The organism is Thermoactinomyces sp. DSM 45891 (assembly GCF_900119485.1).
GTDB lineage: Bacteria > Bacillota > Bacilli > Thermoactinomycetales > Thermoactinomycetaceae > Baia.
The window spans coordinates 1-21,348 of sequence record NZ_FPJZ01000008.1 but is presented as its reverse complement, the minus strand read 5'-3'; the positions used below and the strand labels follow the sequence as shown (position 1 = coordinate 21,348).

28 protein-coding genes are annotated in these 21,348 nt (G+C 41.8%); 5 read left to right on the top strand and 23 right to left on the bottom strand.

The features are described from left to right. Positions 1-119 precede the first annotated feature (119 nt). Positions 120-629 (top strand): thermonuclease family protein, encoded by a 510-nt coding sequence (locus BT147_RS08255; RefSeq protein WP_072333507.1) that lies wholly within the window; start codon positions 120-122, stop codon positions 627-629. A 134-nt stretch (positions 630-763) separates the two neighbouring features. Here BT147_RS08255 and acsA read toward each other — a convergent pair whose 3' ends face one another. The 8 genes from acsA to BT147_RS08215 all read right to left on the bottom strand — a co-directional run bounded on the left by acsA (position 764) and on the right by BT147_RS08215 (position 8,145). Beyond that, complete coding sequence (gene acsA, locus BT147_RS08250; RefSeq protein ID WP_072333504.1) at positions 764-2,482, bottom strand: acetate--CoA ligase; 1,719 nt, start codon at positions 2,480-2,482, stop codon at positions 764-766. A 135-nt stretch (positions 2,483-2,617) separates the two neighbouring features. Further along, entirely contained in the window at positions 2,618-2,779 is a 162-nt protein-coding gene (locus BT147_RS08245) for a DUF1540 domain-containing protein (RefSeq protein ID WP_072333501.1), read from the bottom strand. Positions 2,780-2,877: 98 nt separating this feature from the next. Further along, positions 2,878-3,573, bottom strand: coding sequence for a 5'-methylthioadenosine/adenosylhomocysteine nucleosidase (locus BT147_RS08240; protein ID WP_072333498.1), 696 nt, complete (start codon positions 3,571-3,573; stop codon positions 2,878-2,880). 19 nt (positions 3,574-3,592) lie between these two features. Beyond that, a complete protein-coding gene (gene ccpA, locus BT147_RS08235; RefSeq protein ID WP_072333495.1) occupies positions 3,593-4,621 on the bottom strand; it encodes a catabolite control protein A in 1,029 nt (342 codons plus the stop codon). Between the two features lie 91 nt (positions 4,622-4,712). After that, the gene (locus BT147_RS08230; protein ID WP_072333492.1) at positions 4,713-6,173 is read right to left on the bottom strand and encodes a hypothetical protein; all 1,461 of its coding nucleotides are present in this window, start codon (positions 6,171-6,173) and stop codon (positions 4,713-4,715) included. Between the two features lie 100 nt (positions 6,174-6,273). Continuing rightward, on the bottom strand, positions 6,274-7,362 hold the full coding sequence (locus BT147_RS08225; RefSeq protein WP_143187953.1) for a bifunctional 3-deoxy-7-phosphoheptulonate synthase/chorismate mutase: 1,089 nt from the start codon (positions 7,360-7,362) through the stop codon (positions 6,274-6,276). A 51-nt stretch (positions 7,363-7,413) separates the two neighbouring features. Then, a complete protein-coding gene (locus BT147_RS08220; protein ID WP_072333488.1) occupies positions 7,414-7,698 on the bottom strand; it encodes a YtxH domain-containing protein in 285 nt (94 codons plus the stop codon). 15 nt (positions 7,699-7,713) lie between these two features. Then, complete coding sequence (locus BT147_RS08215) at positions 7,714-8,145, bottom strand: DUF948 domain-containing protein (protein ID WP_072333485.1); 432 nt, start codon at positions 8,143-8,145, stop codon at positions 7,714-7,716. A gap of 227 nt (positions 8,146-8,372) precedes the next feature. On the opposite strand from BT147_RS08215, the gene BT147_RS08210 reads away from it, so the two are divergent. Continuing rightward, on the top strand, positions 8,373-9,431 hold the full coding sequence (locus BT147_RS08210; protein WP_286119269.1) for an isocitrate/isopropylmalate family dehydrogenase: 1,059 nt from the start codon (positions 8,373-8,375) through the stop codon (positions 9,429-9,431). 79 nt (positions 9,432-9,510) lie between these two features. Here BT147_RS08210 and BT147_RS08205 read toward each other — a convergent pair whose 3' ends face one another. After that, positions 9,511-10,272 carry a hypothetical protein gene (locus BT147_RS08205; RefSeq protein WP_072333479.1) on the bottom strand — a complete coding sequence of 254 codons (762 nt, stop codon included), beginning with the start codon at positions 10,270-10,272 and terminating at the stop codon, positions 9,511-9,513. Positions 10,273-10,418: 146 nt separating this feature from the next. After that, positions 10,419-10,706 carry a hypothetical protein gene (locus BT147_RS08200; RefSeq protein ID WP_072333476.1) on the bottom strand — a complete coding sequence of 96 codons (288 nt, stop codon included), beginning with the start codon at positions 10,704-10,706 and terminating at the stop codon, positions 10,419-10,421. A 564-nt stretch (positions 10,707-11,270) separates the two neighbouring features. On the opposite strand from BT147_RS08200, the gene BT147_RS15750 reads away from it, so the two are divergent. Further along, on the top strand, positions 11,271-11,396 hold the full coding sequence (locus tag BT147_RS15750) for a sporulation protein YjcZ (protein WP_207896825.1): 126 nt from the start codon (positions 11,271-11,273) through the stop codon (positions 11,394-11,396). A gap of 38 nt (positions 11,397-11,434) precedes the next feature. Further along, positions 11,435-11,560 carry a hypothetical protein gene (locus BT147_RS15845; protein ID WP_286119256.1) on the top strand — a complete coding sequence of 42 codons (126 nt, stop codon included), beginning with the start codon at positions 11,435-11,437 and terminating at the stop codon, positions 11,558-11,560. A gap of 353 nt (positions 11,561-11,913) precedes the next feature. On the opposite strand, the gene BT147_RS08195 is transcribed toward BT147_RS15845, so the two are convergent. The 8 genes from BT147_RS08195 to BT147_RS08160 form a co-directional block, all read right to left on the bottom strand. Further along, complete coding sequence (locus BT147_RS08195; protein WP_072333473.1) at positions 11,914-12,156, bottom strand: hypothetical protein; 243 nt, start codon at positions 12,154-12,156, stop codon at positions 11,914-11,916. 25 nt (positions 12,157-12,181) lie between these two features. Beyond that, positions 12,182-12,751 (bottom strand): hypothetical protein, encoded by a 570-nt coding sequence (locus tag BT147_RS08190; RefSeq protein ID WP_072333470.1) that lies wholly within the window; start codon positions 12,749-12,751, stop codon positions 12,182-12,184. Positions 12,752-12,907: 156 nt separating this feature from the next. After that, positions 12,908-13,303 (bottom strand): DUF309 domain-containing protein, encoded by a 396-nt coding sequence (locus BT147_RS08185; protein WP_072333466.1) that lies wholly within the window; start codon positions 13,301-13,303, stop codon positions 12,908-12,910. A gap of 311 nt (positions 13,304-13,614) precedes the next feature. Beyond that, entirely contained in the window at positions 13,615-14,310 is a 696-nt protein-coding gene (locus BT147_RS08180; RefSeq protein ID WP_072333463.1) for a tetratricopeptide repeat protein, read from the bottom strand. A 130-nt stretch (positions 14,311-14,440) separates the two neighbouring features. After that, entirely contained in the window at positions 14,441-15,109 is a 669-nt protein-coding gene (locus tag BT147_RS08175) for a hypothetical protein (protein WP_072333460.1), read from the bottom strand. Between the two features lie 33 nt (positions 15,110-15,142). Then, positions 15,143-15,883 (bottom strand): pseudouridine synthase, encoded by a 741-nt coding sequence (locus tag BT147_RS08170; RefSeq protein ID WP_072333455.1) that lies wholly within the window; start codon positions 15,881-15,883, stop codon positions 15,143-15,145. A gap of 127 nt (positions 15,884-16,010) precedes the next feature. Further along, positions 16,011-16,601, bottom strand: a complete 591-nt coding sequence (locus tag BT147_RS08165; RefSeq protein ID WP_083426468.1) for a biotin transporter BioY — start codon at positions 16,599-16,601, stop codon at positions 16,011-16,013. Positions 16,602-16,733: 132 nt separating this feature from the next. Continuing rightward, the gene (locus BT147_RS08160) at positions 16,734-17,198 is read right to left on the bottom strand and encodes a hypothetical protein (RefSeq protein ID WP_072333452.1); all 465 of its coding nucleotides are present in this window, start codon (positions 17,196-17,198) and stop codon (positions 16,734-16,736) included. Between the two features lie 158 nt (positions 17,199-17,356). On the opposite strand from BT147_RS08160, the gene BT147_RS08155 reads away from it, so the two are divergent. Continuing rightward, the gene (locus BT147_RS08155) at positions 17,357-18,064 is read left to right on the top strand and encodes a S1C family serine protease (RefSeq protein WP_083426473.1); all 708 of its coding nucleotides are present in this window, start codon (positions 17,357-17,359) and stop codon (positions 18,062-18,064) included. Positions 18,065-18,124: 60 nt separating this feature from the next. On the opposite strand, the gene BT147_RS08150 is transcribed toward BT147_RS08155, so the two are convergent. The 5 genes from BT147_RS08150 to BT147_RS08130 form a co-directional block, all read right to left on the bottom strand. Next, positions 18,125-18,454, bottom strand: a complete 330-nt coding sequence (locus BT147_RS08150; RefSeq protein ID WP_072333449.1) for a spore coat protein GerQ — start codon at positions 18,452-18,454, stop codon at positions 18,125-18,127. Between the two features lie 23 nt (positions 18,455-18,477). After that, positions 18,478-18,903 (bottom strand): cell wall hydrolase, encoded by a 426-nt coding sequence (locus BT147_RS08145; protein ID WP_072333446.1) that lies wholly within the window; start codon positions 18,901-18,903, stop codon positions 18,478-18,480. A gap of 74 nt (positions 18,904-18,977) precedes the next feature. After that, positions 18,978-20,600 carry an amidohydrolase gene (locus BT147_RS08140; protein WP_072333443.1) on the bottom strand — a complete coding sequence of 541 codons (1,623 nt, stop codon included), beginning with the start codon at positions 20,598-20,600 and terminating at the stop codon, positions 18,978-18,980. 89 nt (positions 20,601-20,689) lie between these two features. Further along, positions 20,690-21,001 (bottom strand): nucleoside/nucleotide kinase family protein, encoded by a 312-nt coding sequence (locus BT147_RS08135; protein ID WP_072333440.1) that lies wholly within the window; start codon positions 20,999-21,001, stop codon positions 20,690-20,692. Positions 21,002-21,036: 35 nt separating this feature from the next. After that, on the bottom strand, positions 21,037-21,348 hold a 312-nt coding region (locus BT147_RS08130; RefSeq protein ID WP_143187951.1), incomplete at its 5' end, for an IS3 family transposase.

Genomic DNA, 21,348 nt, shown 5'->3' with positions numbered 1-21,348 from the left:
TTATCATTTTTTCATAGATTTCTCACGATTTCGCTTTGCCCTGCTCTATCAAATCGTTTAAAATTATAATAAGATCTCCTGATAAATAGGCAGAAAAAGTTGATGAAAGGTGAGAAGCTATGTCTACCCTACGTGAAGAAGTGCGCCTAGAAGAAGTCGTAGATGGGGACACGATTATTGTCCTATGGCGCGGGCAAAAAGAAAAAGTACGCCTTCTTCTCATTGATACTCCAGAAATGAATTATGCTCCGTTTGGAGCTACACCAGAACCATTTGCACGAGATGCGAAAAGTTATATCTATGACGAATTAATCTTCGCTAACAAATTGGAAATCGAGTTAGATCACCCTTTACGAGATCAGCACGGGCGAATTTTAGCTCATATTTGGATTAACACCGATCGCCTATTAAATGAAGAACTACTTCGCAGAGGCTATGCTCGCTACGCATATGATTTTGCACGGCATAAACACAAGGCACGCTATCGGAAAGCGGAACAGCTAGCAAAGACAGAAAAGTTAAGAATCTGGTCCCAACCGAACTATGTGAAAAAGAGTGGATTCCGTTCCGATAAAAAGTATAAAACACTTGCTGAACATGTACCTCAGTCAAGGTACAAATATAATTAAGAATATAGACACAAATGAAAGAAGGAAGCGCCGTTATATACAAGTAAACGCTTCCTTCTTTCATTGTAAAAAAACGATTTTCTTATAGAAATTTATTATGCACTCACATACCAACTGGAGCTACGGAGGATTGCTTACTCTTCCATTGTCGATAAATCACCCGTAGGCAATCCTAATTCCCAGGCTTTTAACACACGTCGCATGATTTTACCACTCCGCGTCTTCGGGAGCTTCTCGATAAACTCAATCTCACGAGGAGCCGCATGAGCCGCCATGTGATCCTTTACATACTGACGAATCTCTTCTTTCAACTCAGCAGACGCAACATATCCCTGCCTTAAAGAAATAAATGCTTTAATAATCTCTCCTCGTACTGGATCAGGTTTCCCTATTACCCCAGCTTCCGCTACCGCTGGATGCTCCACTAGAGCGCTCTCTACTTCAAATGGTCCTACTCGCTTCCCAGCCGTGTTAATCACATCATCAATCCGGCCTTGGAACCAAAAGTAGCCATCCTCATCTTGGTACGCTGTGTCCCCAGATAGGTACCATCCCGGAATCCGGAAGTACTCTTGATACTTGGCTTCATTTTTCCAGATCTGTCTCATCATCGAAGGCCAGCCAGTTCGAATCGCTAAGTGCCCCATTGAGTACGGAGGAAGCTCATTTCCATGATCATCGATAATCGCTGCGTAGACTCCCGGAAAAGGTCGTCCCATCGAGCCAGGCTTCACCTCCATCTGCGGATAGTTGGAAATGAGGGTTCCACCTGTCTCGGTCATCCACCAGTTATCATGAATCCGCTTGCCGTATACTTTTAATCCCCAACGTACTACTTCCGGATTTAAAGGTTCTCCTACACTTAAAATATGACGCACCGTAGATAAGTCATGCTTCTCTACAATCTCATCCCCTGCACCCATCAGCATCCGAAAAGCAGTCGGCGCACTGTACCAGATCGTAACCTTCTTATCAGTAATGGTCTGATACCAATCTTCTGGGGTGAATCTGCCACCTCGAACCACACTGGTAACTCCGTGCAACCAGGGGCCAAATATTCCATAAGAAGTACCTGTCACCCAGCCTGGATCTGCTGTACACCAATAGATATCATCCTCTTGTAAATCCACGACCCATTTTCCTGTTTGGTAGTGGTGAATCATCGCATTGTGAACATGCACAACTCCTTTTGGCTTCCCTGTTGAACCCGACGTGTAGTGAATGAGCATTGGATCTTCTCGATCCACCCATTCAATCTCTAAATCCTCGGAGGCTGATTCCATCTCCTCTTCATAGGAAATCATCCCTCCTTTGTCAGCATCATCTCCTACTAAGATGACATGCTTGAGGTGCGGGAGTTCGTCAAGTGGCACACGCGACAGTAGTGAGGGCGTGGTCACGAGCGCTATTGCTTCACTATCTTCCAAACGGTCTTTTACCGCTACCGTCATAAATGCTTCAAACAGAGGGCCAATAATTGCTCCCACTTTTAAAGCTCCTAAGAAACTGATATATAACTCAGGTGTACGTGGCAAAAAGATAAAAACTCGGTCTCCTTTAAAAATTCCGTATTTTCTAAGTATATTTCCAAATCGATTGGATAATGTTTTTAAATCACCAAATGAATATTTCTCATCTCTCGATTCATCACTGTACCATAAAGCCGTTTTATTCTCTTTTCCTTCTACTACATGCCGATCAATCGCCTCGTAGGCAGCGTTCACTTTTCCTGTCTCGCTCCAAGTAAATGCTTTCTCTACATCCACCCAAGAAAAATCTTTATAAGCTTCCTCATAGTTCACCAAGTTATTTTCTTTTGTTTGAATCCCTACTGATTTCGAGTGATCTAGCATATAATTCTCCCCCTAAGAAATATAAAAATTTTCTTTTATGTATGATTATAACATAGAGTGTTTTCTTCATTCATCATATAAAAAAACCTGACCTTTTTATGGGTCAGATTTTCACAACCGTCTCATGAAACAAACTTAGTGCTTTGCTTTCCGTTCAAAGGTGTGGCAATCGGTTTCCTTTTGATCTTCCGCTTCTTTTCCTCTATGACTCACTACATAGATTGCATCGGCCTCACATTTGTCGCCAGATCCCCAATACGTACAGTTGTTTACCTCACAACGAACATCACGTGCCATTTAGAAAACCCCCTTTCATATTGTGACTTTATTTTGCTCTGAAAAGGGGATTTTAAACGCACAGAAACAGGGATCATTTGCTACGTATATGCATACTTTTATGCAATCTTATGCAAAAGGTATCGGACCATCGTATAGGAACGATCCGCCGCTAGAAGGGTAAACTCCTCAAAATTGACATGAGCAGAATGGTCGGCTCGATCTGACATAGAGCGGATCACAACAAATGGGGTATTAAGCATAAAGCAGACATGAGCGACCGCCGCTCCCTCCATCTCCACACAAGCGCCTTGTAGCTCCTCACGAAGTATATGTACCGCTTCGCTACTAGATATAAACTGATCCCCAGATAAAACCTTTCCTACTTTCACTTGAACTCCCTCCATCTCCAGACCCGCTTCTTCCGCCCACTGTACTAAAGCTGGATTAGCTGGGAAGATCGAAGTCTCTTGAAATGGAATCTGGCCACGTGCAAAACCCAGAGCTGTTACGTCCACATCATGATACTGGCACTCACTCGAAACCACGATATCCCCAATCTCCAGATCTGGATACACAGCCCCTGCTACTCCGGTAAATAGGACCGATTTCACTTGAAAATGACTAATTAATGTTGTTGCACAGATGGCGGCATTTACCTTACCCACACCTGACTTGGTAATCACCACTTGACGACCTGCCATAATCCCTTCATAGTAGGAAAAACCATGGATCTGATGTACTTGTTTTTCTGTTAAATCCTCTAAAAAACGGGCGATCTCACTATCCATTGCTCCTATGATTCCGATCTTCATCCGATTGATTCCTCTCTCTCTATTCTGGCCACTGCTTCAGATTCGTTGAGTTTCGTAATTCTAAACTAAAAGGTAACCAAACCTGCTCTGCTTCGATTTCTTCATGCAACATGTATTTGGTCAATAATCGCATCGATACGGCTCCCACATCATACATCGGATAACTTACCGTACTGAGCAACGGGCGTACTTGCGAAGCCAAAGGAATGTTATGGAAACCAATGACAGAAAATGCCTCTGGAACCTTTTTACCCGCATCTTGCAGTGCATGTAACGCCCCAACTGCCATCTCATCACTTGCACATGCTACTGCGGTAATCTCAGGCTCAGCCTTAAGTAAATCCTGCATCGCCTGATACCCGGATCGATACCCGTTATCCCCATAACGAACCATCGAGTCGTCATACTCCATTCCTGTCTCATGAAGCGCTTGCTTATAGCCCTCTAGGCGTGGCACACCTTGCACCCTATCTTCATTTGGATTAGAGATATAACCAACCTTCTTATGCCCTTCTGCTAGTAAAACCATTACCGCTTCTTTGGACGCCTCTTTCTGGTCAATATGAACAAAAGGAAGCTTCCTCTCTAGATCTTCTGTCGCCACCAACACAATCGGAATTGAGGATGCCGAAAAAATTTCCTTATGAGCAGGTGTAATCGTTCCACCCAAAAATAACAATCCATCCACTTGCTTCTCCATTAACGTTTCAATCAACCGAAGCTCTCTTTCTTGTCGCAAGTCTGAGTTACTCAGGATAATATTGTAGTTATACATCGTCGCGATATCTTCAATGCCCCTTGCCACCTCTGCATAAAAAGCATTTGAGATATCAGGGATCACGACTCCTACCGTTGTTGTCTTTTTACTAGCAAGACCACGTGCCACCGCGTTCGGACGGTAACCTAGGTTCCGAATCACCTCTAACACTTTTTTACGTGTAACTGGTTTTACATTAGGATTACCATTTACAACCCGGGAAACAGTAGCCATCGATACATTGGCTTCTCGTGCAACATCATAAATCGTGATCGTCTCTTTTTTCTTCATGTTGTTTTCCCACATCCATTATGATTATTCATTTTTAGTATAGCAAAGATTATTCTTTCCATTGTACCAAAAAAGAACCAACCTAATTAGGCTAGTTCTGATTTCGCTCATTTTGAGCCATTAATTGCAAGATATAGGGAATCGTATCTCCCATCACGCTGGTCCAAGCAACCGATGTGCCTCTGTTAATCCACACGACAGGTTGACGACTAGCGAGGGCACGGAAAAGCTTCTTCGTCGATACAAGCCTCGGCATCATTTCAGGGAGGCTGGAGTTTTGTTTCTTCGCTTCTAGTATTAACTGCTCTGCATGAGCATCAGAAGTAAAGAAATCAACAATCGGACTTTGATCTTGCCCAGCCAAGATCACCATATTTCCGTTGTGATCCGTAATCACCCAAATCCGGCGGCTATCTGCTAAAAGCCGGCATACTTCCCAACCGTTCGCTACACCTTGTCCAGACATCGTAGCCCGTTCTAATTGTTCTAGCTGAGCTTTTAATTCTGGTGGGATGGATAGATTCCCAGGGACGACGTGCTCTTTAGCAGGATTTGGCGTTGGTTCTGGTTCTGTTGTTGGGGTTGAAGTTGCCGGTGTTACATCCATTTTATTTGATGATGAGACACTTTCAACAGAGGGGGGTTCTTGAGGGTCTTTGCCCTTTTCGATGGTTTCCGTTTGAGCCACTTCTACCGAAGAAGGCTCTTCCCCTCTATTTTCATCTATAACCTCATTCACATCGGTTGTAGTCGTAGTCGCAACTTCTTCGAACGGGGACACACTTTCTGGCTTCACTTCTTGCTTTACACCTGTATCCTCATACCCTTCCTCGGCTGGACTACTTACAGGAATAAATGGATGTTGAGTCATTTCAGGTTCAATATAGCCTGATTTCGGACCCTGCTTAATGGCTACTACCTGACTTTGCGTTAATAATATCTGCTCAGGTAGTCCCGAATGAAATAGAGGAGCCGGCGCACCTAATGTTTCTACACGCCCAAAAATATCTTCCCATGAAGCCAATCTCACTTCTCCACCCTGTTGTGCACTTACATGACGAGCATCTTTTTCTGTCACATAGATGACAACTGTAAATTTGCCCGGTTCATATGGAGCTAACAATAATTCATTTCCCCTCGAGGGAAGCCACGCACCTGCTGAGTGGGATAGTATATGTACCGCATATGCACTAATAAGCGCCATAAGGCGTCCTTTATCTATATACAACCTAGAGGGCAATCCAGGGTTAAATAAAACGCCTTCTGCATCCGAACGAAATGCCTTTAGTAAAAAGGGTAAGGCTGGCTCTTCATGAATCACTAGATATTCTGGATTCGTCGCTCTTACATATCGTGCCACGTCGACATCTGTAAACGCAATCACACTTTTCCCATTCGGGTGATTACTCTTCGCTAATAAAGGTTTTCTTCCAGCTTCTGAATTTTGATATACAACAGTTAGTCTAGGTACATTCTGAGAAAAGAAATCATACAGACGATCAGGACTAATCTGATTTTGACTAGCAAGTTCTAAGCATTCCCTTGCATTCATAGGGAACTCCTCCCATCAACTTCTCTATATTTAATCATCATAACAAACTTTTTCGTAGAAAAGCGAACAGATTCGAATCTGTTCGCTTTTCTGTAATGAATTATCTAGTTCCCAGTAATTCTGGAAGAAAACGCGATTCACGTAGTTGGGTCATAAATTGCTCAAACGTTGGTAAATCAATCTGTTGGCGTGAATCAGATAAGGCAACGATTGGGTTGGGATGAGTCTCCACCATCACTGCATCCGCCCCTGCTGCAAAAGCCGCTTTCGCTAGCGGGAGAAGCAGATCCTTACGTCCAGCAGAATGCGTTACATCTACCATAACAGGCAAGTGGCTCTCTTGTTTAATTAAAGGAACAGCAGATATGTCCAGTGTGTTCCGCGTCCATTTCTCATATGTACGAATCCCACGCTCACATAGAACCACTTGATCATTCCCACTTGCGACAATGTACTCGGCGGCAAACAAAAACTCCTCCATCGTAGCGGCAAGTCCTCGTTTTAAGAGAACCGGGGTAGAAGCAGTGCCTACGGCTCGAAGTAGATCGAAATTTTGCATGTTTCGAGCACCGACTTGAATGACATCTACATATCGGGTAGCCATTTCGACATCGGCTGGGTTCATAATTTCACTTATTACTTTTAATCCAAAATGATCCGCAACACGCCGTAAAATCTGAAGACCTTCCAGCCCTAAACCTTGAAAATCATAAGGGGATGTACGCGGTTTAAATGCTCCACCGCGAATCATCTTCACTCCTTGTCTGGCCATTACTTCGGCCACTTGGAAGACTTGCTCCTCCGATTCCACCGAACAAGGGCCCGCCACAATCTTAGGAATACCGTCCCCAATTTGAACTGTTCCTAAATCGATCACGGTATCATCAGACTTTCTTTTTCGACTAACGAGTAAGCCCTTATTATGATTATCTTCAATTAAGGTTAAGGATGCTTGAAAGATCTGCTTAAAGAGATGCTGAATGGTCTGATCATCAAAAGGACCGTGGTTATGGTAAATAATTTTGTGCAACATATCAGTTTCGCGCTCAGGATCAAACTTTTTTGTCCCTTGCTTCTGTTTCATCTCACCAATCTCTTGTACATACCTAGCACGCTCGTTTAGAAGTTCTAAGATCTGCAAATTTAACCGATCTAATTGCATTCGAATCTCATCTACTCTCCCGCTCAACTCTGCTCCTCCCCTCTCTAAGTTGTTTGTGAGAGCTACTACGCTTGTCCACTAAATAGGATCTTTATCCATTGAATCTTTGATTTCGATCCACTTACTTTGAACTTTCGTCCCTGCATCACCCATTTTTTCAAACGCATCACCTGTCTGGGACTTTACAACATGGACCAGCTCACAACTCTTATCTTTCGCTACCTCCAGTCCTTCTTTTAAATCCTCTCGCATCTCTTTACCCGTCTTGGGTGTAGTTAGTAAGGCTACTGTTGCTCCGATGATTCCACCGATTACTGCACCAACCACAAATTCGCCTACATTCATTCCTTTTTTCTCACTCATCTTTTCACCCTCCAACTATGATTGGTTTCGATTTTTCCATTTACGTACTAATTCTAATCCTAAACCCATATAAGATACCGCATTGCCAATCGTTCCTCTATGAGTTTGTACACTTTCAACAATCGTATGTGAAACACGATCAATGGATTTTCCGAGATTTTGAATGGTGTCAAATACTTCTTGTGTTTGTGCTGCTTTATGTTGGACATCTGCTACAAGCTCATTGGTCACGTGAAGAGCCTTCTCTGTTTCGGTAAGCACTGCCTGAACCTGAGGTTGTAAATCCTGGATCGTTTTTTGTATGGTTTGTAAGGACAATGTCGCCTCTTCCAAACTAGATGAAGCACTTCGTAATGTACGATTCATAGTTATGAGTGTACGGATTATGTAAATCACTAGAAGTAAGAAGGAAAATGTTGCTATACCCGCACAAATTTGATAAATCACCGTGAACTCCCCCTCATTCTACATACCTTGATAATGGTTGGAACAAACTAAATATAGGTTATATGTTCAATCTTGATCATACCACAGTTCGCGCAAATCTATACAAGGCTCTTTAATATTCTTAATTTTCTTTGTCTAGTTTGTGAAATTATCTACGAGTATAATAAGGAAGTGGTATTTTTAAAATGGGGTGAATGATGTTGAGTGATCAAAAAGTGATTGTTGTAATGAAAGGAGACCAGACAGGTCAAGAGTTGTTAGATGAGGCTCTTCGTGTACTGGATCCAAATGTAATTGGCCTAGACTTAGAATTCCAAGAGTTTGATCTGAGCTTAGAAAATAGACGGGCAACCAATAACCAAGTCGTCCATGATGCGGCCAAAGCGATGAAACGGACTGGTTATGGAATAAAAGCAGCTACTGTTACTCCTGAGATCAAAGGAGACGTGGGTTCCCCGAATGCGATTTTACGTCGAGAAATTGATGGCAAAGTAATCATTCGTACAGGGCGTCGTATTCCTGGAGTTCGCCCAGTAGCAGGTACCTACTCTCCCATCTCTGTTATTCGCATGGCAGTCGGTGATGCATACGGTGCGAAAGAATGGCGTGAAGGAAGCGGTTTAGACGAGATTGCTTGTCGTACTGAGACGATTGATCGCAAAACCTGTCGTGCTGTAGCTGAGTTCGCTTTTATGCATGCAAAGAAAACCAAAGCGAAAGTATTTGGCGGTCCAAAATATACAGTTAGCCCTGTATACGAAGGCATGTTGAAAGAAGAGATGGATGAAGCAGCAAAACGTTATCCTGGCGTTCGATACGAACCTCAATTAATTGATGCAACCTATGCATTATTGTTGAATAATTCGGGTGATCCGATGGTAATTCCTGCTTTAAACCGCGATGGGGATTGCTTGAGTGATTTGGTTCTTCAAATGTTCGGAACCATCGCTGGTTCTGAATCAATCCTCATGAGCTTCAATGACAACTTTGAACCAGATATTGTGATGGCTGAAGCTCCGCACGGAACAGCTCCATCCTTATTTGGAAAAAATCTTGCAAATCCGATGGCTATGATTTTAGCAGGGGCAGCAATGCTTACTTACATGGATGATCCACGTGCCACAAATGCTTCCCGTGCGATCTATGAAGCCACAATTGAAACCGTAAAAGAAGGCATCCGCACCTCGGACTTAGGCGGAAGTGCTACGACAACTGAGTTTACTAATGAAGTGATTCGTAAAGTACAAACGAAGATTGAAGTTTGGAAAACATTGACTGGTTTTTAAACGATGACTCCATCTTCATAAAAAACAGGCCAACTGTATGCAGCAGTAGGCCTGTTTCTTTGGATTTCAGCTATTGAAATTACTGGTTAGATCCTTGATTTTGTTTCTGTTCTGGTTCTAGTTTCTGTTCCTTTTTTTCAGCTCGTAGCTTTGTAAATAATTCTTTTTTCGCATCAACAAGTTTTTGTTTATCCACATTTAGCTTAGTAGCGACGTCTTTCCACTTATTATCGCTCGTTTTAAGCTTTAATACATCTTCCAGCTTTTTTCCACTCGCTTTGGAGAGAACGGATGCATTTATCAATCCTTTTGGATGTACGTTGTATTTCTCGTTTAATCCTTTTAAGGTACTTGTACTTTCTCCTGTGTATGTGGATAGTACTTTATACATCATCGTTGGATTTTTGATCAATCCAAGCTTTTTACCAAAATGGGGAGCGATTTTCTTCATCTCAGGATGAATGTCTTTCCATTCCAACTTATGAGCCGTCATCACTTGTTTCCAATGACCCAGCTTCTCCTTTTCGGCTATTGCTTGTGCCAATGTTTGATTCGTCTTCTTCGCAATGACAGCACCAAAGACTACGTTTTTTACACCTATTTTAGAATCTTGAGCGAGCTTCTGAACTTCTGCCTTCGGAACTCCTAAGTAGGTACTAACCTTTCCTGAAATCTGTTCTATACGCTGTTCCTTTGACACCTTCTCCTTCTTCTCATGCCCTTTTTGCTCTCCCATTTTCGTATTGGGCTCGTCTGCAAATGCCTTTTGGTTGGATACAAATACCCCACCTGCTAGTAGACCCATTGATAAAGTAACAGCTAAAAACTTCTTTTTTAACATGTCTTTTCCACCTTTCCTTTTGCTTGCTACATAGTGTAACCAAAATAGTTGGCATTAATTGGTTCTCCTTTTGGTCTTTTCTTGATCCTTTTGACAAACAAAAAAGAAGCAAACAATATATTCCTTGTTTGCTTCTTTTTTGCCTACTACCTTTTCTTTTTTTGTGGACGAATGCTTTTTTTGCCTTCTAAAATGTCCATTCCAATCTGTGGGTTGTTTTTAACATTTTCTGCAAATTGTGTAAGTTCTTGGGCGTCGACATCTGCTTGTGTGACTTTCATTAGGTACTGAATAACCGCTGGCATTCCACCTTTATCGTATATCTTCTTCGCTCCTTCTAAAATCTTATTTAATTGCTGTTCACTGAGAACGTTGTGTCCCATGATATTGTTGATCATTTTTACTAAACTCTGCATCGTTGGCCCTTGATTCATAGGTCCCCCTCCTATCCTGATTATTCTTTACTGTATGAATCCGCTCATTGCTCGGTCACACTCTATTTTCTATCTGTAGCCTATTTTTCTATCTAATCAATAAATGGACACTCCTGATGAGTAATTTTTACATATCGTAAAAAAGCAGCTATCTATTCAAGGCAGGAGTGATGATCCATGAGCATCTGGCGCGCACTTCTTTTATTTCTGTTATTGATACCAACCATATTCGTATTTGTATTCTCTCTCTAAGCATCTACCTAATTTCTTTTCTACAGGCTCATGCCTGTACACAAGAACCTCGAGGCGCATACAGTAAATTAGCTTAAGAGATCATGAAGAACCGAAAAAACTTGTCAAACAAATTGGGTACAACTGCAAACCGTTCTCTTCAGCAATCTAAACAAATAGGAGGGTGTTACATGGGTGCATATGCAGGTGGATTTGGATGGAGAAGCCTTCTCATCTTCTTATTAGTTACAGCTACAATCTTCGTATTTGTTTGCGGTGGATTTGACTGCTAAATAAATAAAAGAACATTACCTGTTTAGGGAGGTGAGATCTATGAGCGGCTGTGGAAGCTATGGTGGCGGAGGATTCGGTTGGAGAAGTCTTCTGATCTTCTTGCTCGTCGTTGCTACTATCTTCGTCTTTGCATGTGGATGGGGCGGCGGTTACAGAGGTTGCTAATAACCAGAACTGATTACCTCTGGTAGGAGGTGAAATCTATGAGCGGTTGCGGAAACTATGGTGGCGGAGGATTCGGCTGGAGAAGTCTTTTGATCTTCTTACTCGTTGTTGCTACCATATTCGTATTCGTTTGCGGATGGGGTTGTGATGATTATAAATGCTAATCCTATGATCATTGGCAACCTATAAGGGAGGTGAGATCTATGAGCGGCTGTGGAAGCTACTATGGCGGTGGTGGATTCGGTTGGAGAAGCCTTCTCATTTTCTTGCTAGTCATTGCTACCATATTCGTATTCGTTTGCGGATGGGGTTGCTAATAAAATAAGAACTAAAAGGTTGCGTCCTCTCTGGCAGAGGGCGCTTTTCTATTAAGAAACCCCCTAAAACCTGTCATATCAAGGTATCAAACTCTAAAAGCAATAAGATTTGCAAACGAATTGCAAACCTTATTACTAAGGAGAACAGCTATGGTTTCATTCTCAAAAAACAAATAAAATAAGACACCAATAGCAGTGTCTTATTTTGCATGAATTCGCAATGTACCTTGCTTCCGATCCATAATTTGTAGTAGCATATGATATTCTTCTAATAACATTAACTCTAAAAAACGTAAATCTTGCTTCATCTTTTCATGGGAATGGTTTAAACGTGCAATCTCAGACTGTACCAATCCGACACGTTTTTCAAGCTGTTCCATATACTCTAGCATTTCTTGCTTATTCATACGTTTGGATGGACCTTGTTCTGCGATAGTTCTCACCTCTCCCTACGATCACTGCTATATCTTATGATGAGGTGCCCCTATCTGACTTCCCATCTGTCACGGGGAGCTCAAATTTCATCTCCGAAAAAAACTTTGCAAAGGCAGGCTGCTGTTGAATCTCACCTACCAAATGTAACAAGTCCTGATAGCGCTCCTGCAACTCTTTTTGTGTAAGTTCCTCCGACTTTCTCTCGGTCTCAGTCGAGGCTCTCATGACATTCTCTAACGCTTGAATCTCCTGATCCATATATTGGATTTTCTTCTTCAATTGTTCAACATGGTTCTTCTTATAAAACCATTGTCTTTCCACTTCAGCTAATGATTCTCCAATACGAGACAATGATTCAAAGCGAGGGCGTCTCTTCCTCTGGAGCTGCGTATATACCCGTTGTTTCTTTGCATCCGAATAAGACTCAGGATCTTGTTGGCGTAGTACCGCATTCCATCGGAAACCACATGCTCCTGCAGTACGGCCCATTTTCTTACCCACTTCATCAAATGCATCTAACTGGCTACCACCGCTACTTATAGACTGTAATACTCTCTCTCTCAAATATTGATCTTCTTCTGCCGTCCAACGTCTTCCTTTCATTTCAGTCCTCTCCTTCTATAAAACATCATCCACCTAGGCTTATCACTTTTCTAGGCTCTTATATATGTATTTAGTCGGAAAGTGATTCAATTATGTAAGAAAACAATAAAAAAAAGCCCTAAATAGGACTTGTTATATCAAAAATCGTTGCGCTATCTATCTTATTTCTGTTTCCTGTAACTCTTTTGAAGTAGGCAAAGAGCAAATAGGGATAGCAAATTTGGCCATATCTTCCACGGGTATTTGCTGTATGTCATCCGGTAAACGATCTAAGCACATCTGTAACCATTCTAAAATGCATGTAAGCTGCACTCTATCATTTTCTGGGGCATAAGGAATTAAGTATCGTAATGCCGAGGTGGCAAGTTTTCGTACTCCGCGAACTTTGCCTCGCTCTAACTGGTGGTGAATAGCAGCAATTTGAATCAATCCATGATAAAAATCATTCGATCTTTCCGTCTGCCATAGCTCTTCTAACGCTTCATGAGCTTCCCAGTACTCTTTTGCATGATATAAGTCAAAAAATTGGAGATAGAGTGGATGAAACGACATCCCTACCCCCTCCTTATTCTATAATTAGCAATTTCCTTTGTTATTGTAACAAATAAAAAAGACCAGGTACAGGTCTCCATCCTGGTCACATGAAAGAGGGTCAAGATTAAGGAGTTAAAAAGAAGCATGGTAAGTAACATAAGTAAGAAGGTCAACCTTACCTACGGGGAACATTGTAACATAGATATCGAATTTTGTCGATATTTCGGACAATTATCATAGACTATATCATTCGTTAACCATAAGTCCTGTTCAGCATGTATCTATCGTATTGCACTGATTCGTGAACTGACCACAGCTCACATCATTGTCTATATGGTCTTCTGTTTCGATAACCGCTCTACTTTTTGCAATTGGTGCCTTATATAGATATTCTTTTTATCCTCTTTCAAAGCTTGTTTATAATGATGGGCTGATTCATCAAACCGCTCTAATTCTGCTAAGATAGAAGCCCGTCGCTGATGAATCCATGGTTCTTCTTGTAAGTAGCGCAGGCCGATTTCTAGGTGTAGCTCTGCTTGACTCCTTTGATTTAGCTTCCAGTAAATCTCTGCCAAAATCGTATGTGCATAGGAGTCTTTCGGATCTAGTTCCAATCCCTTTAAAATCAATGATCTTATGTGAAGGACTGAATCATCATGATCCATACTCAGCAAAAATCGTCCATACTCTCGATATCCTTGAGCAGAGACGGGATGTAACATAATATTAGTACGATATACTGATTTTGCCCGATCCCATTCACCCGTAAGCTCTAGAATATTTGCATATAATAGTTGGCTCTCTGCATCGGTAGGGTCTAATTGTAAAGCTTCCTCTACTGCTTCCATTGCAAGTCCATAATTCTGCTTCCGCAACTCTAATCGGGCTAGTTCCAGATAATATGTACGAGATGGTTCACCTTGAAGGCTTTGTTCCAGTCTCATTTTAATGCGTTTGTATTGACTTGCAGGAATCCGAATGCCACGAATCCATAACAGTGATGAATCTATAACAGAATTTGTCATCACGTATTCCCCCTCGTCTCATTTGTAACTTTTACAAGCCGCGCTTATTATCGTCCCTTTTATTGTATCATTCAACATTTAGGTAGAAAAAGAAAAACGAAACTCCCTTTCGTTTTTCTTTTTCAGATCATTATGCACTAAACAACCGAAACAATCTTTTTCCAAATTCTGATACAGAGAAAGAGTTCTTTTTGCTATTTTGATCAAGATATGATTTTTTGACGTATTCAATCATCCATTTAGGAATTTTCATCCCTCGAATCAGTGGATAAAAATGCCGATACCCTTCTACCAAGTGATCCCACCGATTATCATTTCCAGGAATCACATACTCGGATATGTCGATCAGCTTTGCACGTCCTTCTTGAAGAAAAACATTTTTTAAGTGGATGTCCCTTGGATTTAATCCAACAGATCGCGCATATGCACGAGCTTCATCTACATCTTTGAGCACTTGTTCTGGAATCTCAACACCTTGTTCCAAACATTCTAATAGGGTCAATCCAGATTCATAACTTAAGATAAGATAGTGATCTTCATTTCCATAGCATTTAGCGAAATAGGGTGATTCACCTAGTTGTAGATAAGATTTCCATTCATTTTCTTTTTTCCATAATCGATCAGGATGAAATAGTTTGTAAACGACAGATGTATCCCGGGGATCCTGCACCACGATAGCATCTGTTCCCGTACCTATCAGTCTAAGCTCAGGTGGAATATGAATATCTGTAACAGGTAGGTTTTTTTGGAAGACGCGAAAGGATACTTTCTTTAATAAGGCCACGGTCGTAATGGACATGGTCCCTCCTAACAATGTACTCCAACTGCAAATTTACTCACTATGATTTGCTTGCTGGAGTAGAGTAACTTCCTCCTGGGTCAGCTCTCGGTATTCTCCCAAATCAAGAGAAGGGTCTAACTGAAGAGGTCCCATGGAAATCCGCCTAAGATACGTTACCTTTTTCCCTACTGCTTCAAACATCCGTTTTACCTGGTGGAACTTTCCTTCTGTAATCGTAAGCTCAATCTCTGATAGCATTCCACTAGTAAGGATAACTAATTTTCCAGGGAGTGTCTGATATCCATCTTCTAGCGTAACTCCTTTAGAAAATACTTCAATATCTGCCTCTGTAACTACCCCGTCGATTTCAGCATAGTACGTTTTAGTCACATGCTTCTTAGGCGATAACAACTGATGGGCCAGTTTTCCATCATTCGTTAGTAGTAGAAAGCCTTCTGTATCTTTATCTAGACGCCCAACAGGAAACAGATCAAAATGCTTGTACTTTTCATCGATTATGTCAATGACCGTCTCATGTTGGTGATCTTCCGTAGCCGAAATGACACCTGCTGGTTTATTCATCAACAAGTAGATCCACTCACTATAAAAAACTTTTTCATTCCCCACAAATATTTCGTCTTGATACGGATTTACGTGGGTAGATGGATCTTTTATCGTTTGACCATTTACGCGGACTAGTTCCTGTTTGCAAAGCTTTTTTATCTCCTTGCGGGTCCCAAATCCAGTGTTAGCAAGAATTTTATCTAAACGGGAGGTTTTTGTTTTACTCATACTGTTCTCCTAACTACATGTTAGCTTAATTTTAGCCTAGCTTGTATATTTGATTGTAACAGAGAAAAAGCCATCTAGAAAATGTATTCTAGATGGCTTTTAGTATTTGCAGTCGTGGGGCTATTGATTAGCTAAGCACCTTGTTCTGTTTCCCATTACTCGGTATCAAACTAGGAATCGCATTATACACACCCAAGCTAATTACCGTACCCACGAGGGCTTTGATCACATCCCCAGGTATAAAAACAAGCAGTCCAAGAACTAAGTTCTTCCCATAAGGCACATTCATATAACTACAAAACCAGATATATCCGATTAAGTGAACAACCACGATCCCTCCTAACAGATAGGCACCTAGAACATGCCAATACTTCGGTTTTTGGCCTCTTTTAAGCTTTTCGATCATGAATCCAATTAGATACGTTGATAGAGGAAAACACCAAATATATCCTCCAGTCGGACCAAACAAGGTACCAATGCCACCTTTGAAACCAGCCAATAAAGGTGCCCCCACAGCGACAAGAGCAATAAAAACAAACATACTAACCGTACCTAAACGCTTGCCTAATAAGGAGCCAGCTAACATCACAATCAAGGTTTGCAGAGTAAAGGGAACACCTGTAAAATCAAGCTTAATCTGCCCTCCAATGGTCATAAGCGCTACAAACATAGCACATAAAGTCATCTCTCGAATTGATAAGAATGATTTATTAGTCACAATGATTTCTCCTTCTTATGGTGAACTTTTCTATAAAATCATAATAAGAGAGCGAAACATTGTCAACCAATTATGAGATGAAGTTGACAATGTTTCGCTCTCTTATATTCATGCTTTCAAAAGTACCTTCTCCTAATCCCCTTGCTCCATATTCACAATCTGTTTCTTCCACTCTCCAACCCCTTCAGAAGCGTGAAGCACGACTACAGGAACAATGTCATCTTTGGTTGGATCTGACAAGCTTAAGGAAACCAACTTAGCATCTTGATACAAGTACGCGAAGTCTAGTTTCTGAGAGTCCGTTTTTGTATTTAGCTGGCTTTCGACTTGCTGAAGCTTTTTCGTTAATAATTGGAGACGGTCAACCAGCTTCTTTTTTGTATCTCGGTTCAATTTATAATTAGAATACTGCTCCATGATTTGGGAATAGGTCTCTGTCATCTCGTTCACTATCTGGCTACCACCTAGTTGGATATAGGTTTCAACATACGTTTTTGCCTGTTTATCCTCGATATAATTCATATATAGGAACGTACCTAGAATCGAAACTGCTATCAAAGCTAACGTTGCTCCGCTTTTACGAATAAATTTTTTCATCCCCATTCCTCCCGTATCATCTTCCTCTACTTCAATATATGGACAAACGTTTCAAGTTATGATGAATCCCTCATTTTCTAGTTATCAGCCTGTACCAGTCATGATTTTCGAACATAAAATGATTGGAGTAGCATGAGAGAAACGGAGTGATTATCGAGATGGCATCCAAAAAAATGCAACGATCCTATACAAATCGACTAGCTGCCCATCATCCTTCTAACTATTTTGTGCGGCTCATTCGCTCTGTACGAAAAGGAGTTGTTGCGATCCAGACGGAAGATACTCCGACTACAACCCATCGATTTGGCATTATGATGGAGCAACCTAGGCATCAGCAGCAACAACCGGAACGACAATTTGGCAGTGGTTTCATTATTTCACGTAAAGGATACATTCTAACAAACTATCACGTCATCCAAAACGCTAGGCGAATTTATATCAAACTAGATGGCATTCGTAGTCCAGTAACGGCACAAGTCGTTTGGTCAGAGCCAAAAAAAGATCTTGCTGTACTACAAATCAAAACCTCTCACCCACTCCATGCGTTAAAACTAGGCGATTCCACACAAACACAAGTAGGAGAATGGGTCTTAGCGGTTGGCAATCCTTTTGGATTAGATCAAACTGCCACGACTGGGATCATAAGTGGAAAAAATCGTCCTCTTCAATTATCGAATCGATACTATCATAGTGTGATTCAGACAGATGCCCCCATCAATCCAGGCAATAGCGGCGGTCCTCTTATCAATCTTCATGGTCACGTGATAGGCGTAAACACACTTATTATCTATCCTTCTCAATGTCTCGGTTTTGCGATCCCGACCGAAAATATCAAACCATTGATTAAACGCTACGTCACTGCTTAACCAGAAAAAGACTAGTGATCACAAGGATCCTAGTCTTTCAGCCTGCTTTATTTCATTTAGTCAGTCTTGATCATATCCATCTGCGATGGTAGCGGGTGCATCATCAAATACGATATAATCGACATTTATATTTAGATACATCTGATCTTTCCCCGTTTGACGGTCCTTAACAAGGATAAAATCTCTTCCTACTTCACGTAATTTTCCAGTTACTTGCCTTGCATTCCATTGTTTATTATTTTCAAATGTGAGATACACGGTAACCGTCTTCCCTATGTTTTTTTGCAAAAGGTCTTCAGAATAATAGCGATCTGTTCGTTGTTGAATATTTCCTGCTTGTGAAACATTACCACCATACTGATACTGTTGATACGGATATTGCCAGTACATAACCCCCTACCCCTTTCCCTTTGCTAAGTATATACTCTAGGACAATCAGCTTGTGTAGGAACAAAAAAGCAATGAGCCTTAAAGCGGCCACTATTCGCTTGGTTATACCACGTTGGCGGGCAAGCCCCCACCGGCCGGAAAAACCATAACGCATTTCTAGCAGGATCGATTCGCCTTCCATTTACCACATCTTGGGCGAGACGAATTTCACGGTCTCTGGCAGCTTGATAGAAATACGGTTTCTGCGTAGATTCAAATCCCCCTGGACTTTGAAACACCATCTGTTGAATGGTACGGATATTTTTGAAGTCTAAACAATTACTTCGAATCCGATTTACACCCACATTTCCTACCATCAACATACCTTGCTCGCCTTCTCCTTCGGCTTCCGCACGTAATAACCTAGCTAATAATTTAATTTGTTCCGAGTTAGTGCGAATCACGGCCATGTGATCACCTCATGCATAGCCTATGATTCCACCCCATCAGTTAGAACATAAAAAAGATGACTCCCTTCGTGAAGTCATCCGGTTGTTCCTGTAAAAGACGGGTCTGTATAAGCTACCTTTCCATTTATGATCGTAGCCAATACGGTGGCATCTCGAATTTGCTCAGGTGTACATTGTAGGAGATCTTGATCTAAGATAGTAAAGTCTGCGTATTTTCCAGGCGTAATGGATCCACGCTCTTTTTCTTCGCCTGCTAAGTAGGCACTTCCAAGTGTGTATAATCGAAGCGCTTGTTCAGTCGTTATCTTTTGGGAGTCGTGATAGTGCAAGTGATCGGTTGGATAATGGTTTCGTGTCATGGCAGAGTACATGCCTAGAAGAGGCGATAATGATTCTATCGGAGCATCGCTTCCTCCAGCACACGGAATTCCCGCTTCGATCAATGTTTTCCAAGCATAGGAAGTAGCTAATCGTTGCTCTCCAATTCGCTTCACTACCCACGGAAAATCCCCTTGTACAAAGATAGGTTGTAAATCGAGGGAAATCTTCGCTTGTTTGATTCTTTCTACCATGGACAGTTGCAAAATTTGGGCATGGATCAGACGATGCCGAAGGGAATCTACACTGCCATATTTTCGCTGAAGTTGCTCAATGGTACGGATTACTTGGTCGGCTGCAGCATCACCGATCGCATGAACTGCAATGGGATACCCTCTCTTGGTGGCATGCTCTGCGAAGTGGAAGAGTTGATTATCTGTATGAATCGAGATCCCGTTTGTTGTTGGATTATCTGCATACGGCTCCTGTAACCAAGCAGTCCAACTTCCGAGTGACCCATCCGCAAATAATTTCATCGCCCCGAGACGGAACCATTCATCTCCATCCAGAAAATGTAATTCCAGATCTTCTAGTTGGTCAAAGTATGGCTGGTAAATGAGGTGATGTGTCCGGAGATAAGTTCCTTCGCGGCATAATTCGCGGTGAATCTGGATTAAGTCGGATACACTTTCGATAAAACGCAAATCCTCCGTATGTACGGCTGTGAGTCCGTATCGCAACGCCAACTCCATCGCTTGCCGTATCGTGGATTTCTTCTGCTCATAGGTTGGCTTCGGCTGTACTTGGTGAAAAGGGAGCGATGCCTCTTCATAAATTCTTCCGTTCCACCGTCCATCTACGTTTCGTCCATACGCTCCTTTTTCTGGCTCTTCTTGATGGGGACGAACTCCTGCTAACTCAGCTGCCCGCCCGTTAGCGAGGTAACTATGGAAGCAGACTCGACTAAGTAATACGGGTCTTCCTAGTGAGAATTCATCTAATTCTTCGAGACTAGGAAGTTCATCCAGCATCGATTCCTGCCATCCTTGCCCTACGATCCATCCATCGATAAGTAGACCCTCTGCTCTCTCGCGGATCAACCGAAGCAGCTCTTCCTTCGAACGAATCTCTCGAAGGTCGATCATCTGTAGCCTTTGCCCTACCAATGAAAGGTGCATATGGCTATCGACAAATCCAGGGTATATGTAGGCTCCTTTGCAGTCTATTCTCTTTACACCAGCTCCGTCGTATTTATAACGGATATCTTTCTTAGTCCCGACTGCGCTAATTTTTCCATTCTCTATATAGATGGCTTCGGCATGTGGGAAGTTAGGGTCGAGCGTGGTAATGATTCCGTTTTCTAGGATTATGCGTTCCATTTGTACCGGCTACCTCCTTTGAAATGTATGAAGCCTACTTCATCCTTCGTAGCAGTGGCAAGTGGTAAAACTTATAAAGAACGCGGGGACTACGATATCACCATATCAGCCAATGCCTTAGGCTGAACATGTTCTAAATAATAATCTTCTGCTGGCCAATATCGCCGCATGTACTTGGCATGTCTTTCTTCCAGATCCCCGATATACGTGTCTCGTTTCAATACACGATCATTGCGAGTAGTACGATCAACATCGATATAAACCACATAGTCGAAAAAAGAACGCCATTCTTCTCGTTGTAAGAAAATCCCTTCCACAATCACAACATTTTGTGGAGATAATGAAACATTTCGAATTACGTACTCGTCCAACTCTTTTTGGTAATATTCGAGCTGGATCAATTGTGAAGTGAACCCAAAAAGTTAGACATGAAGATTTAAGCAGCCTGTAGGGTATGTGTTCGGTATTGAACCGGACTCATGCCCTTTAGTTTTATCTTCAATCGTTTGTGGTTGTAATAGTGAATATAATCCTCTAGCTCCTGTTTGAAATGATCCATACTCACAAATGTGTGAAGATAAAGCAACTCACTTTTGAGCAAACCAAAAAAGTTTTCTATGACGGCATTATCCAAGCAATTTCCCTTACGGGACATGCTCTGTGTAATTTCTCTTTGTTTCAAGGAATGTTGGTACTTCTTCATTTGATAATGCCAGCCTTGATCGGAGTGGAGGAGAGGAGCTTCGCC

Bases quoted from the DNA above. Each gene is read 5' to 3' on its own strand.
- BT147_RS08255 (WP_072333507.1), top strand. From the start codon at position 120: ATGTCTACCCTACGTGAAGAAGTGCGCCTAGAAGAAGTCGTAGATGGG.
- acsA (WP_072333504.1), bottom strand. From the start codon at position 2,482: ATGCTAGATCACTCGAAATCAGTAGGGATTCAAACAAAAGAAAATAAC.
- BT147_RS08245 (WP_072333501.1), bottom strand. From the start codon at position 2,779: ATGGCACGTGATGTTCGTTGTGAGGTAAACAACTGTACGTATTGGGGA.
- BT147_RS08240 (WP_072333498.1), bottom strand. From the start codon at position 3,573: ATGAAGATCGGAATCATAGGAGCAATGGATAGTGAGATCGCCCGTTTT.
- ccpA (WP_072333495.1), bottom strand. From the start codon at position 4,621: ATGAAGAAAAAAGAGACGATCACGATTTATGATGTTGCACGAGAAGCC.
- BT147_RS08230 (WP_072333492.1), bottom strand. From the start codon at position 6,173: ATGAATGCAAGGGAATGCTTAGAACTTGCTAGTCAAAATCAGATTAGT.
- BT147_RS08220 (WP_072333488.1), bottom strand. From the start codon at position 7,698: ATGAGTGAGAAAAAAGGAATGAATGTAGGCGAATTTGTGGTTGGTGCA.
- BT147_RS08210 (WP_286119269.1), top strand. From the start codon at position 8,373: ATGAAAGGAGACCAGACAGGTCAAGAGTTGTTAGATGAGGCTCTTCGT.
- BT147_RS08205 (WP_072333479.1), bottom strand. From the start codon at position 10,272: ATGTTAAAAAAGAAGTTTTTAGCTGTTACTTTATCAATGGGTCTACTA.
- BT147_RS08200 (WP_072333476.1), bottom strand. From the start codon at position 10,706: ATGAATCAAGGGCCAACGATGCAGAGTTTAGTAAAAATGATCAACAAT.
- BT147_RS15750 (WP_207896825.1), top strand. From the start codon at position 11,271: ATGAGCGGCTGTGGAAGCTATGGTGGCGGAGGATTCGGTTGGAGAAGT.
- BT147_RS15845 (WP_286119256.1), top strand. From the start codon at position 11,435: ATGAGCGGTTGCGGAAACTATGGTGGCGGAGGATTCGGCTGGAGAAGT.
- BT147_RS08190 (WP_072333470.1), bottom strand. From the start codon at position 12,751: ATGAAAGGAAGACGTTGGACGGCAGAAGAAGATCAATATTTGAGAGAG.
- BT147_RS08185 (WP_072333466.1), bottom strand. From the start codon at position 13,303: ATGTCGTTTCATCCACTCTATCTCCAATTTTTTGACTTATATCATGCA.
- BT147_RS08180 (WP_072333463.1), bottom strand. From the start codon at position 14,310: ATGACAAATTCTGTTATAGATTCATCACTGTTATGGATTCGTGGCATT.
- BT147_RS08175 (WP_072333460.1), bottom strand. From the start codon at position 15,109: ATGTCCATTACGACCGTGGCCTTATTAAAGAAAGTATCCTTTCGCGTC.
- BT147_RS08170 (WP_072333455.1), bottom strand. From the start codon at position 15,883: ATGAGTAAAACAAAAACCTCCCGTTTAGATAAAATTCTTGCTAACACT.
- BT147_RS08160 (WP_072333452.1), bottom strand. From the start codon at position 17,198: ATGAAAAAATTTATTCGTAAAAGCGGAGCAACGTTAGCTTTGATAGCA.
- BT147_RS08155 (WP_083426473.1), top strand. From the start codon at position 17,357: ATGGCATCCAAAAAAATGCAACGATCCTATACAAATCGACTAGCTGCC.
- BT147_RS08150 (WP_072333449.1), bottom strand. From the start codon at position 18,454: ATGTACTGGCAATATCCGTATCAACAGTATCAGTATGGTGGTAATGTT.
- BT147_RS08145 (WP_072333446.1), bottom strand. From the start codon at position 18,903: ATGGCCGTGATTCGCACTAACTCGGAACAAATTAAATTATTAGCTAGG.
- BT147_RS08140 (WP_072333443.1), bottom strand. From the start codon at position 20,600: ATGGAACGCATAATCCTAGAAAACGGAATCATTACCACGCTCGACCCT.